The sequence below is a fragment of the Streptomyces sp. NPDC059917 genome, from assembly GCF_042730635.1.
Classification (GTDB): domain Bacteria; phylum Actinomycetota; class Actinomycetes; order Streptomycetales; family Streptomycetaceae; genus Streptomyces.
Map to the genome: position 1 here is coordinate 1 of NZ_JBHWLC010000100.1, position 12757 is coordinate 12757.

The window sequence follows — 12757 nt, forward strand, 5'->3', positions numbered from 1 at the left end:
CCGCCGGACGTCCGGCGGCGCCCCCCTTCGGCGTGGGTGCGTCCCTCCTACGCGGCGCCCGAGCGGCGGCGGCGGAGGGAGGCGATCGTTACCGAGGTGAGGGCCAGGAGGGCCAGGGCGCCGGCGGCGAGGCCCGGGGTGAGGCCGCGGGGGGTGAAGCTGCACGCGAGGGTGCCGGTTGTCGGGGTCACCGGGAGGGCGAGCAGACCGTGGTGGGAGGTCGGGGTGGTGGCGGTGCCGCCCGCGGTGCACTGCCAGCCGGGGACGTCGGTCATCGCGAAGACCGCCGTGCCGGAGGCGCCGCGGGGGAGGGTGGCCTCGATGCCGTGGCCGCTGGTGGTGACCTTCGTGGCCCCGGTGGCCTTCAGGTGGGCGACGGCCGCGTCGAGGCGGCCGCGGTCGAGGCAGCCGACGGGGTGCTCGGGGGCGGCGCCCTGGGAGCGGGTCTCCACCGTCACCGCGACCGTGCCGGAGGCCGGGACCGCGCCGAGCTTCATGACCCCGGAGAGCTTGTCCTCGATCGGGCGCCGGGCGCCGTCGCTGACGACGGTGCCGTAGAGCGCGGGGGAGTACCAGTACAGCTCGGAGCCGGGCGTGCAGCGGGCGGTGTACGTCTGTGCGGTGTCCGGGCCCGTGCGGGTGACCTTCGGGACGTCGTAGACGGCGGCGCCCAGTACGTCCTCCTGGTGCGCGTACACGCTGTCGGCCGGGTTGGGCGAGGTGAAGGGGGCGCTGCGCACGGTCACCAGGGGCGGGGCCGGGAAGCGGGCGGCCGTCCAGCTGTTCGGGGCGTCGCCCGGGCGGACCCGGGCGCCGATCGAGAAGATCGCGTCGAGGACCGGGTTGTCGGCGCCGAAGAAGGTGCGGCCGTCGTTCTTGTAGCCGAAGCCGAGGGGTTCGAGGGCCTTGTACGTGGCCTCGGGGAGGTAGCTGCTGTAGTACTGCGGACCCTCGGCCCGCAGGGCGAGGGCGTCGTTGTACGCGGTCTGCGGCGCGCCGGAGTCCGTCCGGTAGGCGGGCCAGCCGTCCACGTCGCGGACGGCGTCGAAGTGGTGGGTGATCGACCGGTTCGAGGTCGCTGCGGGCGCGGCCCAGCGTTCGCGGGCCCGGCGTTCGTCGGCGTTCACCGCGGCCAGGGTCGATTCCGCGAAGACGACGCCCACCATGAGGACGGCGGCGACGGGCACGAGGTAGCGCCGCTTGCCGCTGGTCACCAGGAGCAGCAGCGCGAGCAGCGAGACGCCCCCGCCGCCGAGGACCGCGGCCCAGGTGGCGCCGCCGAAGTCGTTGGTGTGGCGCAGGACGAAGGTGGCGACGACCAGCAGGGCCGCGCTGAGCGCCAGGTGCAGCGGGCGCGGGCGGTGGGCGAGGGCCAGCCAGGCCAGCACCACCAGCATCCCGCTGAAGACGAAGGCCTCGCGGTACGGGTTGCCGTTCGGGACGGCCAGGCCGTGCCACAGGTACTGGGTCGGCGGGAACTGGAACGAGGCCGCCACCAGCACGATCGCGGCGCCCCACACCAGCCGGGTGCGCTTGGCGACGGCGGTGTTGAGCAGGAAGGACCCGGCCAGGATCAGCCCGAGCGAGGCGATGTAGAGCCGGGGCCGGCCGCCCCACAGGTGGGTCGCGGGCAGCATCCCGCTGAGGAAGACCTCGATGCGCTGCGGGTGGAAGGAGGAGGCGTCGGTGGGCTGCGCCGCGCCGCTGGAGAGGAAGGACGGCAGCAGCAGCGGAAGGGTGAGCATGATGCCCACCGCCGCGGCGGTGGCCGCGCGCCACACGGCCCGCAGCCGCGCACCGGACTCCATGTCCCGGGTGATGAGACGGACGGCGAGCAGCACGCAGGCCGCCATCGTCGCCATCATCGCGGTGTAGAAGTTGCCGTACCAGGCCAGCGCGACGAGGAGGGCGACCGAGGGCCAGCGCCGCTGCTCCAGGCACCATTCGACGGCGATCCCGAGCATGGGCAGCGCCACCAGGCCCCACAGCCACATGGGGATGTACGAGGCGTCGCTCACCGCCCATCCGCACAGGCCGTAGCAGGCGCCCAGCACCCCGCGCTGCCACCACGGGCCGGGAACCAGCTTGCCGAGGTAGACGGCCATCAGGGCCGCGGCGAGCCCCATGGTGAGCGGGGTGACCAGGAAGACCGCGAGGTCGACGCGGGCCCGCGGGACCAGCACGGTCAGCCAGGAGATCGGGTTGCCGAGGTAGGTGTAGTAGTCGGACAGGAACTGCTGCCCGAAGCCGCCGCGCCAGGTGAAGAGCAGGTCACCGGCGGCCTGCCCGTGGACCAGGTCCCAGAGCGCGCGGTGGAAGGGCACGTACTGGTTGGCCTGGTCGTTCAGCGCCCGCCCGGTGTTGCCGAAGGGGTAGCTCCCGCGCAGCGCCCAGGCCGAGCAGAACGCGGCCGAGGTGACGAAGAAGGCGAGCAGGGGCGCGTACAGCCGCCGCAGGACCAGCCGCAGGCGCCGGCGGGCGGGCCGTGCGGGCTCTGGGGGCGGATCGCCGACCGTCGACCGCTCCGATGCCACGGTGCCCAATGTCTTGCTCCTGATGCTCGCCGATGCCGGTCGGTGCGCCGTGCGTCCGCGGGGGCCACCGGGGCCGGCGCCGGGTCGCGCGCTGTTCGATGATCGGTATGCTGGATCGTTTCGGGTAGTTTAAGCGGCCGTGGGCCGGGCCCCCGGGGGCGGTCGACCCGGCGGGGGCATTTGTTTTGACCGGAGTGAATGCGGTAGGTACGCTCAGACCTTGTGCCTGGGGTGTGCCTGGGCTCCCGTGCGTGTCCACCAACCGCACGCGAGCCGCACTGGCCACCGTTATCCGTAGGGTCTCCGCGCTGAGCGGGGGCTGAGCGGGTACGACACACCCGACCGCGTGGGTCGGCAAATGTTCCAGGTTAGCTTCACTACACGGCACACAGAAACCGGAGAAGTAGTGCCTACGATCCAGCAGCTGGTCCGTAAGGGCCGGCAGGACAAGGTCGAGAAGACAAAGACCCCCGCGCTTGAGGCTTCGCCCCAGCGTCGCGGCGTCTGCACGCGTGTGTTCACGACCACCCCGAAGAAGCCGAACTCGGCGCTCCGTAAGGTCGCGCGTGTGCGTCTGACCTCCGGCATCGAGGTCACGGCCTACATTCCGGGTGAGGGACACAACCTGCAGGAGCACTCGATCGTGCTCGTGCGTGGTGGCCGTGTGAAGGACCTGCCGGGTGTTCGTTACAAGATCATCCGCGGTGCGCTTGACACCCAGGCTGTCAAGAACCGCAAGCAGGCCCGCAGCCGCTACGGCGCCAAGAAGGAGAAGTAGAAATGCCTCGTAAGGGCCCCGCCCCGAAGCGCCCGGTCATCATCGACCCGGTCTACGGTTCTCCCCTGGTGACGTCGCTCATCAACAAGATCCTCCTGAACGGCAAGCGCTCCACCGCCGAGCGCATCGTCTACGGCGCCATGGAAGGCCTCCGCGAGAAGACCGGCAACGACCCGGTCATCACGCTGAAGCGCGCGCTCGAGAACGTCAAGCCGTCCCTCGAGGTCAAGTCCCGCCGCGTCGGTGGCGCCACCTACCAGGTGCCGATCGAGGTCAAGCCGGGTCGTCAGTCGACCCTCGCGCTGCGCTGGCTCGTGGGTTACTCCCGCGCCCGCCGCGAGAAGACGATGACCGAGCGCCTCATGAACGAGCTGCTGGACGCCTCCAACGGTCTTGGCGCTGCCGTCAAGAAGCGCGAGGACACGCACAAGATGGCCGAGTCCAACAAGGCCTTCGCGCACTACCGCTGGTAGTCCGAACCCACATCGAGACCGAGAGAAGACTGAGCCGATATGGCTACCACTTCGCTTGACCTGGCCAAGGTGCGCAACATCGGCATCATGGCCCACATCGACGCGGGCAAGACGACCACCACCGAGCGCATCCTGTTCTACACCGGTGTGTCGTACAAGATCGGTGAGGTCCACGACGGCGCCGCCACGATGGACTGGATGGAGCAGGAGCAGGAGCGTGGTATCACCATCACGTCTGCTGCCACCACCTGTCACTGGCCGCTCGAAGATGTTGACCACACCATCAACATCATCGACACCCCGGGTCACGTCGACTTCACCGTCGAGGTGGAGCGTTCGCTCCGCGTCCTCGACGGCGCCGTCACCGTGTTCGACGGTGTGGCCGGCGTCGAGCCGCAGTCCGAGACCGTTTGGCGTCAGGCGGACCGCTACGGCGTCCCGCGCATCTGCTTCGTCAACAAGCTCGACCGCACCGGCGCCGAGTTCCACCGCTGCGTCGACATGATCAAGGACCGCCTCGGTGCGGTTCCGATCGTCATGCAGCTCCCCATCGGCGCCGAGATGGACTTCCAGGGCGTTGTCGACCTGGTCACCATGAAGGCGTTCGTCTGGTCCGCCGAGGCGACCAAGGGCGAGATGTACGACATCGTCGACATCCCGGACACCCACAAGGAAGCCGCCGCTGAGTGGCACGCCAAGCTGGTGGAGACGGTCGCCGAGAACGACGACCAGATCATGGAGCTGTTCCTCGAGGGCGTCGAGCCCTCGGTCGAGCAGCTGCACGCCGCTGTGCGCCGCATCATCATCGGTTCCAAGGGTGAGGGTGGCGCCACCATCACCGCGGTGTTCTGTGGCACGGCGTTCAAGAACAAGGGCGTTCAGCCCCTGCTCGACGCCGTCGTCCGCTACCTGCCGTCGCCCCTGGACGTCGAGGCCATCGAAGGCCACGACGTCAAGGACGCCGAGGTCGTCGTGAAGCGCAAGCCGTCCGACGAGGAGCCCCTCTCGGCGCTGGCGTTCAAGATCATGCGCGACCCGCACCTCGGCAAGCTCACCTTCGTCCGGGTTTACTCGGGCCGCCTGGAGGCCGGCACCTCGGTGCTGAACTCCGTCAAGGGCAAGAAGGAGCGCATCGGCAAGATCTACCGCATGCACGCGAACAAGCGTGAAGAGATCGCCGCGGTGGGCGCCGGTGACATCGTCGCCGTCATGGGTCTCAAGCAGACCACGACCGGTGAGACGCTGTGTGACGACAAGGCCCCCGTGATCCTGGAGTCCATGGACTTCCCGGCTCCGGTCATCCAGGTCGCCATCGAGCCGAAGTCCAAGGGCGACCAGGAGAAGCTGGGTGTCGCCATCCAGTCCCTGGCGGAGGAGGACCCCTCCTTCCACGTGCACTCGGACGAAGAGACCGGCCAGACCATCCTCGGCGGTATGGGCGAGCTGCACCTCGAGGTGCTGGTCGACCGTATGAAGCGCGAGTTCAAGGTCGAGGCCAACGTCGGCAAGCCGCAGGTCGCTTACCGCGAGACGATCCGCAAGACCGTCGAGCGTCACGACTACACCCACAAGAAGCAGACCGGTGGTACCGGTCAGTTCGCCAAGGTGCAGATCGCGATCGAGCCGATCCTCGAGGCCGACGGTCCGGCGTACGAGTTCGTGAACAAGGTCACCGGTGGCCGCATCCCGAGGGAGTACATCCCCTCGGTCGACGCGGGTGCGCAGGAAGCCATGCAGTTCGGCATCCTGGCCGGCTACGAGATGACTGGCGTCCGCGTCATCCTTCTCGACGGTGGCTACCACGAGGTCGACTCCTCGGAGCTCGCCTTCAAGATCGCCGGTTCGCAGGCCTTCAAGGAGGCCGCGCGCAAGGCGTCCCCCGTGCTCCTCGAGCCGATGATGTCCGTTGAGGTCACCACGCCCGAAGAGTCCATGGGCGATGTCATCGGTGACATCAACTCCCGCCGTGGCCAGATCCAGGCCATGGAGGAGCGTCACGGTGCTCGCCTCGTGAAGGGCCTCGTGCCCCTCTCGGAGATGTTCGGCTACGTCGGAGACCTCCGCAGCAAGACCTCGGGTCGCGCCAGCTACTCGATGCAGTTCGACTCCTACGCCGAGGTTCCCCGGAACGTCGCTGAGGAGATCATCGCGAAGGCCAAGGGCGAGTAACTCTTCCGAGTACACGCTTTAGGCTTGTCACCGGAGCCTCAGGGGCAACAGGAGCAACCCTCCCGTTGCCCCGGGGTACCGGCTTTCCAGCAAAGATCACCTGGCGCCAATCTGTAAGGCGTACAGAACCACTCTCCAGGAGGACCCCGTGGCGAAGGCGAAGTTCGAGCGGACTAAGCCGCACGTCAACATCGGCACCATCGGTCACATTGACCACGGTAAGACGACCCTCACGGCCGCCATTACCAAGGTGCTGCACGACAAGTACCCGGACCTGAACGCGGCTTCGGCCTTCGATCAGATCGACAAGGCTCCTGAAGAGCGTCAGCGCGGTATCACCATCTCCATCGCGCACGTCGAGTACCAGACCGAGGCGCGTCACTACGCCCACGTCGACTGCCCGGGTCACGCGGACTACATCAAGAACATGATCACCGGTGCCGCGCAGATGGACGGCGCGATCCTCGTGGTCGCCGCCACCGACGGCCCGATGCCGCAGACCAAGGAGCACGTGCTCCTGGCCCGCCAGGTCGGCGTTCCGTACATCGTCGTCGCCCTGAACAAGGCCGACATGGTGGACGACGAGGAGATCCTGGAGCTCGTCGAGCTCGAGGTCCGCGAGCTCCTCTCCGAGTACGAGTTCCCGGGCGACGACCTTCCGGTCGTCCAGGTCTCCGCGCTCAAGGCGCTCGAGGGCGACAAGGAGTGGGGCGACAAGCTCCTCGGCCTGATGGACGCCGTCGACGAGGCGATCCCGACCCCGCCGCGTGACACCGAGATGCCGTTCCTCATGCCCGTCGAGGACGTCTTCACGATCACCGGTCGTGGCACCGTCGTCACCGGTCGTATCGAGCGTGGTGTCCTGAAGGTCAACGAGACCGTCGACATCATCGGTATCAAGGAGACCAAGACCACCACCACGGTCACCGGTATCGAGATGTTCCGCAAGCTCCTCGACGAGGGCCAGGCGGGCGAGAACGTCGGTCTGCTCCTCCGCGGCATCAAGCGCGAGGACGTCGAGCGCGGCCAGGTCATCATCAAGCCCGGCTCGGTCACCCCGCACAAGGAGTTCGAGGCTCAGGCCTACATCCTGTCGAAGGACGAGGGTGGCCGTCACACCCCGTTCTTCAACAACTACCGCCCGCAGTTCTACTTCCGTACCACGGACGTTACGGGCGTCGTGACCCTCCCCGAGGGCACCGAGATGGTCATGCCCGGTGACAACACCGAGATGACCGTCGCGCTGATCCAGCCGGTCGCCATGGAAGAGGGCCTGAAGTTCGCCATCCGTGAGGGTGGCCGGACCGTCGGCGCCGGCCAGGTCACCAAGATCAACGCCTGATTTCAGGCCTGATCCGACCTGGTAGCTCTGCGGAGCACCATGCACTGAGGGGCCCTTCCCCGTCGCGAGAGCGACGGGGAAGGGCCCCTCGGCGTTTCCCGGGGGGCGTGCCCCGGGGCGTCCCGCTACGACCAGCCGTTGTCGAAGGTGGTGGCCGCCTTCACCGGGGCGGACCAGCCGTTGTCGCCGGCGACGTTCTGCCCGGTGCTGGAATCCATAGGAGACTGGCCGATAATGATGGCCAGCGCCGCGGCTACACCGGAGATGAGCAGGGCGATTCGGGCAGAGATCGACTGCATTGTGTGGGTCCTTTTCATGCTGAGAGGTCAGAACAGCATCAGATTGCCGGTCGACATACGGCGCTGATCAGCCAGTTTTGAATGTTCCCCGGATGGCCGGCTGGCTTGTCTTCGAGTAGCTTGCCGCCCGCAGGAGCCGCACGGGACCCCCCTTGACCTGCGGTATTCACGTCTGTCGCAAACACGAAGGGTGGCGAAGTCGATGGAGTACGGCGAAAACGGAGCCGCTGAGGTTCCGCCGGCGGAGCTGACGCCCGACGGGTTGCGGCTCTACGAGTTCGTGGCCGGTCTGCCCTCCTTCACCCCGGAGGAGGTGGCGGGTCCGCTCGGGCTCGGCGAGCTGGAGCTCCAGGCGGCCGTCGAGCAGTTGGAGGCGCTGCGGCTGCTGCGCCGGGACGCGGACCACGAGAACCGGCTGGCGGTGGTCTCCCCGCAGTTCGCGGCCGGTCAGCTGCTGTGGCCGATGGAGCGCAGGATCCGCCGGCAGGCCGAAGCGGTGGAGCGCATCCGCACCTCCTTCGCCACCCTGGGGCCCTGCTACCAGCAGGGTCAGCAGCGCCAGCAGCGCAAGGCCGTGGAACTGCTGACCGACCTGGACGACGTACGACGGCTGATCGACGGGCTGACGGACAGCTGCCAGACCGAGGCGCTGCACGTGCAGCCGGGCGGCGCGCGGGACCCCGAGGCGCTGAAGAAGGCGCGCGGCAGCATGGCGCGGCTGCTCGAACGCGGGGTGAGCAGCCGGTCGATCTACCAGCACCCGGCCCGCTACAGCCAGCACACGGTGGAGTTCGCCGAGTGGATGATGGAGCGCGGCGCGGAGGTGCGCACCCTGGCCGACGGCCCGGACCGGATGCTGATCTACGACCGCCGGGCGGCGGTGATCAGCGTGCAGGGGAACTCGGCGCACGCCCTGGTGGTCTACGAGCCCAACCTGGTCGCCTTCATGGTGACCTCGTTCGAGACGGCGTGGCGGGCGGCGGACCCCTTCCCCGTGAGCTTCGACCGCGAGTGGGCTAAGCAGGTCTCCGAGGACCTGCGGCACTCGATCGTGCGGCTGCTGACCGAGGGCCTGGACGACAAGGCCATCTCGCGCAGGCTCGGGATGTCGGTGCGGACCGTGCAGCGGCACGTCGCGGAGATCATGCGCTCCCTCGACGCGAAGAGCCGCTTCCAGATCGGCTACCTGGTCGGCCTGGAGGAGGCGGGCGTGGTGCTCGACGGCGAGTCCCGGGCGGGCGGCGCCGGGGGCGGTGCGGTCGCGGAGGGCGCGGTCGCGGAGGGCGCGGCCCCCGTCACCACTGGGCCCGGGGCCTAGGCGGGCCCACGTCGCGGCGGCTGTGGCCGAAGGTCATGGCCCGCATGACCGCGGGGTCGGTGCGCCCGGCGAGCAGGGTTTCCAGGACGGAGCCGAGCGCCGCGGCGAGCCGGAGGTTCTCGTCCCGGAGCAGCGGCCGCTCGGGCGTCGGGGCCAGCCAGTCCAGGCCGGGCGGCGGCGGGCCCGGCAGGACCATCACGTACTCGTGTTCGCGCGCGTACGGGCCCCCGTGCGGCGACCGGGTCCACCAGGCGGCCCCGGCCCCCTCCAGCGGGGGCACCGGCGGGGCGACGAGCCGGGGGACCCGGCCGGTCAGCTCCCGGACCAGGGCGGCCGCCGCCGCGGCCGGGTCGGCCGCGGCGGTCAGCGGGGCGTGCGGCAGGGCGTGCGTGCCGCCGGGCAGGACGCCCACTCGCCAGGGGCCGGCCGGGGCGCCCGGTCCCGCGCCGGGCGTGCGGGCGTAGACGTAGCACCGGACGGCGGTCACCGCCGGGGCAGCCGGTCCGGGAGGCCGAGGAGCAGCAGGGCCAGGTTGACCCCGGGGCGGCCGAATTCCTCCTGGTAGCGGTCGATGACCACGTTCTCCTCGGTCAGGGAGGTCCGGGCGCCGCCGGAGGTGACGCGGGCGCGGGTGCGCGCGCGGGCGGCCTCGGCGCGCCGGCCGACGAGGTGGATGATCTGCTGGTCGAGGACGGCGATGTCGTCGGGCTGCATGGGGTTCTCCGTTGTGGTGGTCACGGGGGGTCAGCCGGCCGGTACGAGCGCGGCGGCGCCGGAGTCGGCGGCGGGGGCGGTACGGGAGCTGCGGCGCAGGGTGGTGAGGGCGACGAGGGCGCACAGGGCGGCCAGCGGCAGCCAGACCCAGAGCGGGTCGCCGAGGCCGATGAGCGCGATGCCCGCGGAGGGGCCGAAGAACATGCCGATGCCCATCATCGAGTTGCACAGGGCGCTGGCCCGGGTCAGCTCGCGGTCGGGCACCTTGGAGATCAGCCAGGGGTGGAAGGAGCACGAGTAGGCGCACTCGCCGAGGCCGAAGAAGGCGGAGTAGAGGATCAGCCCGGTGAGCTGGACGGGCCCGGGGCCGAAGGCGCTCACCCCGGCGCAGAGGAAGCCGATCACCCACAGGGCCACGGCGAGGCGCAGTCCGCGTTCCTCGGAGGTCTTCTCCAGCAGCTTCCCGAGCGGGCGCTGGCAGGCCACGATCACCACGACGTTGACGGTGAGCATCACCGAGATCCAGCCGATGCCGGTGCCCATGAGCTGGTCGGCGACGAGCGGGGCGGTGGCCTCGAACTGGCTGAAGCCGAAGAGGTACGCGCCGAACTGGAACAGGGCGGCGGTCAGCGAGGCGCGCACGAGCATGCCGGTGCCGAAGGCGGGGGCGGGCGCCGGGGCCGCGGGGAGCGCGCCCTCGGGGGTGGGGTCGGCCGCCGCGGATTCCGCGATCCCGGGGACCTTGCGGGCCAGGACCAGGACGAGGGCGACCGGCAGGTATCCGGCGGCGTTCACCAGCAGCAGCCAGGTGATGGCCTCCCGGGAGAATGCGGCGAGGAACAGGCCGGCCACCAGGGAGCCGCCCGCCAGCGTGGCGTTGAGGATCTGGTAGCGGCGGGCGAAGACCGCGCGCCGTTCCTCGGGCGGCACGAGGGAGTTCACGATCGGGATGATCGCGGCCATGAAGGCGCCCTGGCCCGCGCCGCCGAGCACGGCGGCCGCGCCCGCCGCGGTCAGGGTCGTGGCGCCGGTCAGCACCCCGAAGCAGCCGACCCACAGGAGCAGGCCGAGGACGGCGAGCAGGTGCCGGGGGACGCGGACGACCGCGGCGGTGAGCAGCAGGGACACGGCGAGGTTGGCCAGGCCGCTGGCGCCGTAGTAGACGGCGACCCCGGCGGTCCCGATCCGCGGCCGGGCGGCCAGGTGGATCCCGATGAAGGGGAAGACCATGCCGTAGCAGAAGGACGACAGGCCGTGCAGGACCAGGATGCGGTTGACCGACCTGCGGCGGAGCGCGGCCAGTGCGTCGGGCGTCGGACTCATGGGTGCCTTCCGGGGCGGCGGGAACGGGGGACGGTCAGGCGGCGGCGGGTACGAGGGCGAGGATGCGGGCGGGGCTGCCCGATCCGCCGACGATGGGCAGCGGCGCGGCGATCAGCACGGCGCCCTGGGCGGGCAGCCGGTGCAGGTTGCGCAGCTGGGTGATGCCGTACTTGTCGGCGCCGTGGAAGTACCAGTGGCAGGGGTAGGGCTGGTCCTCGAACTCGCCGGCGAGTCCGGCGTCGGTGCCGACCGTCTCCACGCCGATGCCGATGACCTCGGTCTCCTCGGCGAGCCAGCGGGCGCAGTCCGGGGCGATGCCGGGGGTGTGCCGGGCGTTGAGGAAGGTGTCCTGGTCGCCCTGGCGGGCCTCCCAGCCGGTGCGGTAGAGCAGCCAGCCGCCCGCCGGGAGGTCGCCGTGCTCCTGCTGCCAGGCCTCCACGTGGTGGCGCTGGAGCAGGAAGTCGGGGTCGGCGGCGGCTTCGGCGGAGAAGTCGAGCACGGCGGCGGGGCCGACCAGGCGCTGCGGCGGCACCTGGGAGACGTCGTCGAGCTCACGGCCCGTGAGCCAGTGGACCGGTGCGTCGAAGTGGGTGCCGGTGTGCTCCGAGAGGCGGATGTTGTTCCAGTAGACGGTCGGTCCGGCCTCGTCGTAGTGGCTGATGACCTCGCGCGCGAACGGCCAGGGCTGGCCGCGCTCCGGCGGGAGCTGGATCAGCGGGGTCTGCTCGGACAGCGGCGAGGTGAGGTCGACGACCTCGACGGAGCCGTCGAGGAGGGCGCCCAGCAGCGGCGCGAGGGCGGTGGCGGTGGCGGCGGTGCTCATGCGGAGGTCTCCGTCGTGTGGACGATCGTGTTCCAGTGCCGGTAGTCGGGGTGCTGGTCGCGCACCACCGCGTCGTAGAGCTCCTGGAGCTTGCGGGTGGTCACGCCGGGCGCGCCGTCGCCGACCGGGATCCGGTCGATGGTGGTGACCGGGGCGACCTCGGCGAGGGTGCCCGCGACGAAGATCTCGTCGGCGGTGTACAGCTCGGTGCGGTCGATCTCGCGGCGCTCCATCGGGATGCCCAGCTCGTTCGCGGCCAGCTCGCCGAGGGTGGCGACGGTGATGCCCTCGAGCACGCCGCTGGTCCCGGGCGGGGTGACGAGCTTGCCGTCGCGCAGCATCACGACGCAGGAGCCGGGCGCTTCGGAGACGGTGCCGCGCTGGTTGAGCAGGAGCGTGGTGTCGTAGCCGTTGCGCACGGCTTCGTGGTGGGCGAGCCGGCTGTTGTGGTAGTTCGCACCGGCCTTGATGCGCGGCGGCATGCTGTCGTCGCTGATCCGGCGCCAGGACGAGATGGTCGCGGAGAGCCCGCCGTCGAAGCCGCGGCCGCGCGGGGCGCGGGTGGTGGTGATGTGGGCGCCGGCGTCGTCGGTGTGGCTGAGCGGGTCGCCGTTCGGGCCCATGTTGAAGTACGAGACGACGCAGATGTGCGCGTCCTCCTCGAAGGCGTTGGCCTTCAGCACGTCGAGCACGCCCTGCTTGAGCTGCTCGTCGGTGAAGGGGATCTCCATGCGCAGCGCCTTCATGGAGCGGCGCAGCCGGGCGAGGTGCTCGTCGATGCGGAAGACCGCGAGGCCCGAGCGGTCGGGGCGGCGGTAGGCGCGCAGGCCCTCGAAGACGTTGGCGCCCCAGAAGGCGCCCTGCGAGCGGGCGTGGACGGTGCAGTTCTCCCAGTCGACGACGGCGCCGTTGAGCCAGCCGTGGGTGGGGAGTTGGGGGACGGTCATGGGGTGCTCCTGCGGGGAGAAGGAAGATGGGGGCGGT

General features: G+C 70.3%; 12 protein-coding genes. 5 read left to right on the plus strand and 7 right to left on the minus strand.

Features of this window, described 5'->3' with window-relative positions; translation table 11 throughout:
• Window positions 1-47: 47 nt before the first annotated feature.
• Window positions 48-2534, minus strand: coding sequence for a YfhO family protein (locus ACFWAR_RS34970; RefSeq protein WP_385786325.1), 2487 nt, complete (start codon window positions 2532-2534; stop codon window positions 48-50).
• Window positions 2535-2940: 406 nt separating this feature from the next.
• Between ACFWAR_RS34970 and rpsL the strand changes: the two genes are divergently transcribed.
• From rpsL to tuf, 4 genes are all read left to right on the plus strand, one after another.
• On the plus strand, window positions 2941-3312 hold the full coding sequence (rpsL, locus tag ACFWAR_RS34975) for a 30S ribosomal protein S12 (protein ID WP_007265893.1): 372 nt from the start codon (window positions 2941-2943) through the stop codon (window positions 3310-3312).
• Window positions 3313-3314: 2 nt separating this feature from the next.
• Window positions 3315-3785, plus strand: a complete 471-nt coding sequence (gene rpsG, locus ACFWAR_RS34980; protein ID WP_330332013.1) for a 30S ribosomal protein S7 — start codon at window positions 3315-3317, stop codon at window positions 3783-3785.
• 39 nt (window positions 3786-3824) lie between these two features.
• On the plus strand, window positions 3825-5954 hold the full coding sequence (gene fusA / locus ACFWAR_RS34985) for an elongation factor G (RefSeq protein ID WP_385786329.1): 2130 nt from the start codon (window positions 3825-3827) through the stop codon (window positions 5952-5954).
• Between the two features lie 148 nt (window positions 5955-6102).
• The gene (gene tuf / locus ACFWAR_RS34990; protein WP_354382754.1) at window positions 6103-7296 is read left to right on the plus strand and encodes an elongation factor Tu; all 1194 of its coding nucleotides are present in this window, start codon (window positions 6103-6105) and stop codon (window positions 7294-7296) included.
• 125 nt (window positions 7297-7421) lie between these two features.
• Here tuf and ACFWAR_RS34995 read toward each other — a convergent pair whose 3' ends face one another.
• On the minus strand, window positions 7422-7595 hold the full coding sequence (locus tag ACFWAR_RS34995) for a hypothetical protein (protein ID WP_385786333.1): 174 nt from the start codon (window positions 7593-7595) through the stop codon (window positions 7422-7424).
• Window positions 7596-7797: 202 nt separating this feature from the next.
• Between ACFWAR_RS34995 and ACFWAR_RS35000 the strand changes: the two genes are divergently transcribed.
• On the plus strand, window positions 7798-8913 hold the full coding sequence (locus tag ACFWAR_RS35000) for a LuxR C-terminal-related transcriptional regulator (RefSeq protein ID WP_385786335.1): 1116 nt from the start codon (window positions 7798-7800) through the stop codon (window positions 8911-8913).
• On the opposite strand, the gene ACFWAR_RS35005 is transcribed toward ACFWAR_RS35000, so the two are convergent.
• From ACFWAR_RS35005 to ilvE, 5 genes are read right to left on the minus strand one after another with little or no spacing between them, the layout of a single operon-like run.
• Complete coding sequence (locus tag ACFWAR_RS35005; RefSeq protein ID WP_385786338.1) at window positions 8891-9400, minus strand: hypothetical protein; 510 nt, start codon at window positions 9398-9400, stop codon at window positions 8891-8893. The genes ACFWAR_RS35000 and ACFWAR_RS35005 overlap by 23 nt on opposite strands.
• Entirely contained in the window at window positions 9397-9627 is a 231-nt protein-coding gene (locus ACFWAR_RS35010; RefSeq protein WP_354382757.1) for a chorismate mutase, read from the minus strand. The genes ACFWAR_RS35005 and ACFWAR_RS35010 overlap by 4 nt, the downstream gene beginning before the upstream one ends.
• Before the next feature lie 30 nt (window positions 9628-9657).
• Window positions 9658-10950 carry an MFS transporter gene (locus ACFWAR_RS35015; RefSeq protein ID WP_385786341.1) on the minus strand — a complete coding sequence of 431 codons (1293 nt, stop codon included), beginning with the start codon at window positions 10948-10950 and terminating at the stop codon, window positions 9658-9660.
• A 34-nt stretch (window positions 10951-10984) separates the two neighbouring features.
• On the minus strand, window positions 10985-11773 hold the full coding sequence (locus ACFWAR_RS35020; RefSeq protein ID WP_385786343.1) for a cyclase family protein: 789 nt from the start codon (window positions 11771-11773) through the stop codon (window positions 10985-10987).
• Window positions 11770-12720 carry a branched-chain-amino-acid transaminase gene (ilvE, locus tag ACFWAR_RS35025; RefSeq protein WP_385786346.1) on the minus strand — a complete coding sequence of 317 codons (951 nt, stop codon included), beginning with the start codon at window positions 12718-12720 and terminating at the stop codon, window positions 11770-11772. The genes ACFWAR_RS35020 and ilvE overlap by 4 nt, the downstream gene beginning before the upstream one ends.
• Window positions 12721-12757 lie beyond the last annotated feature (37 nt).

Coding starts and splice junctions, on each gene's coding strand:
- ACFWAR_RS34995 (WP_385786333.1), bottom strand. CDS start 7,595: ATGCAGTCGATCTCTGCCCGAATCGCCCTGCTCATCTCCGGTGTAGCC.
- ACFWAR_RS35015 (WP_385786341.1), bottom strand. CDS start 10,950: ATGAGTCCGACGCCCGACGCACTGGCCGCGCTCCGCCGCAGGTCGGTC.
- rpsG (WP_330332013.1), top strand. CDS start 3,315: ATGCCTCGTAAGGGCCCCGCCCCGAAGCGCCCGGTCATCATCGACCCG.
- ACFWAR_RS35020 (WP_385786343.1), bottom strand. CDS start 11,773: ATGAGCACCGCCGCCACCGCCACCGCCCTCGCGCCGCTGCTGGGCGCC.
- fusA (WP_385786329.1), top strand. CDS start 3,825: ATGGCTACCACTTCGCTTGACCTGGCCAAGGTGCGCAACATCGGCATC.
- ilvE (WP_385786346.1), bottom strand. CDS start 12,720: ATGACCGTCCCCCAACTCCCCACCCACGGCTGGCTCAACGGCGCCGTC.
- ACFWAR_RS35000 (WP_385786335.1), top strand. CDS start 7,798: ATGGAGTACGGCGAAAACGGAGCCGCTGAGGTTCCGCCGGCGGAGCTG.
- ACFWAR_RS35010 (WP_354382757.1), bottom strand. CDS start 9,627: ATGCAGCCCGACGACATCGCCGTCCTCGACCAGCAGATCATCCACCTC.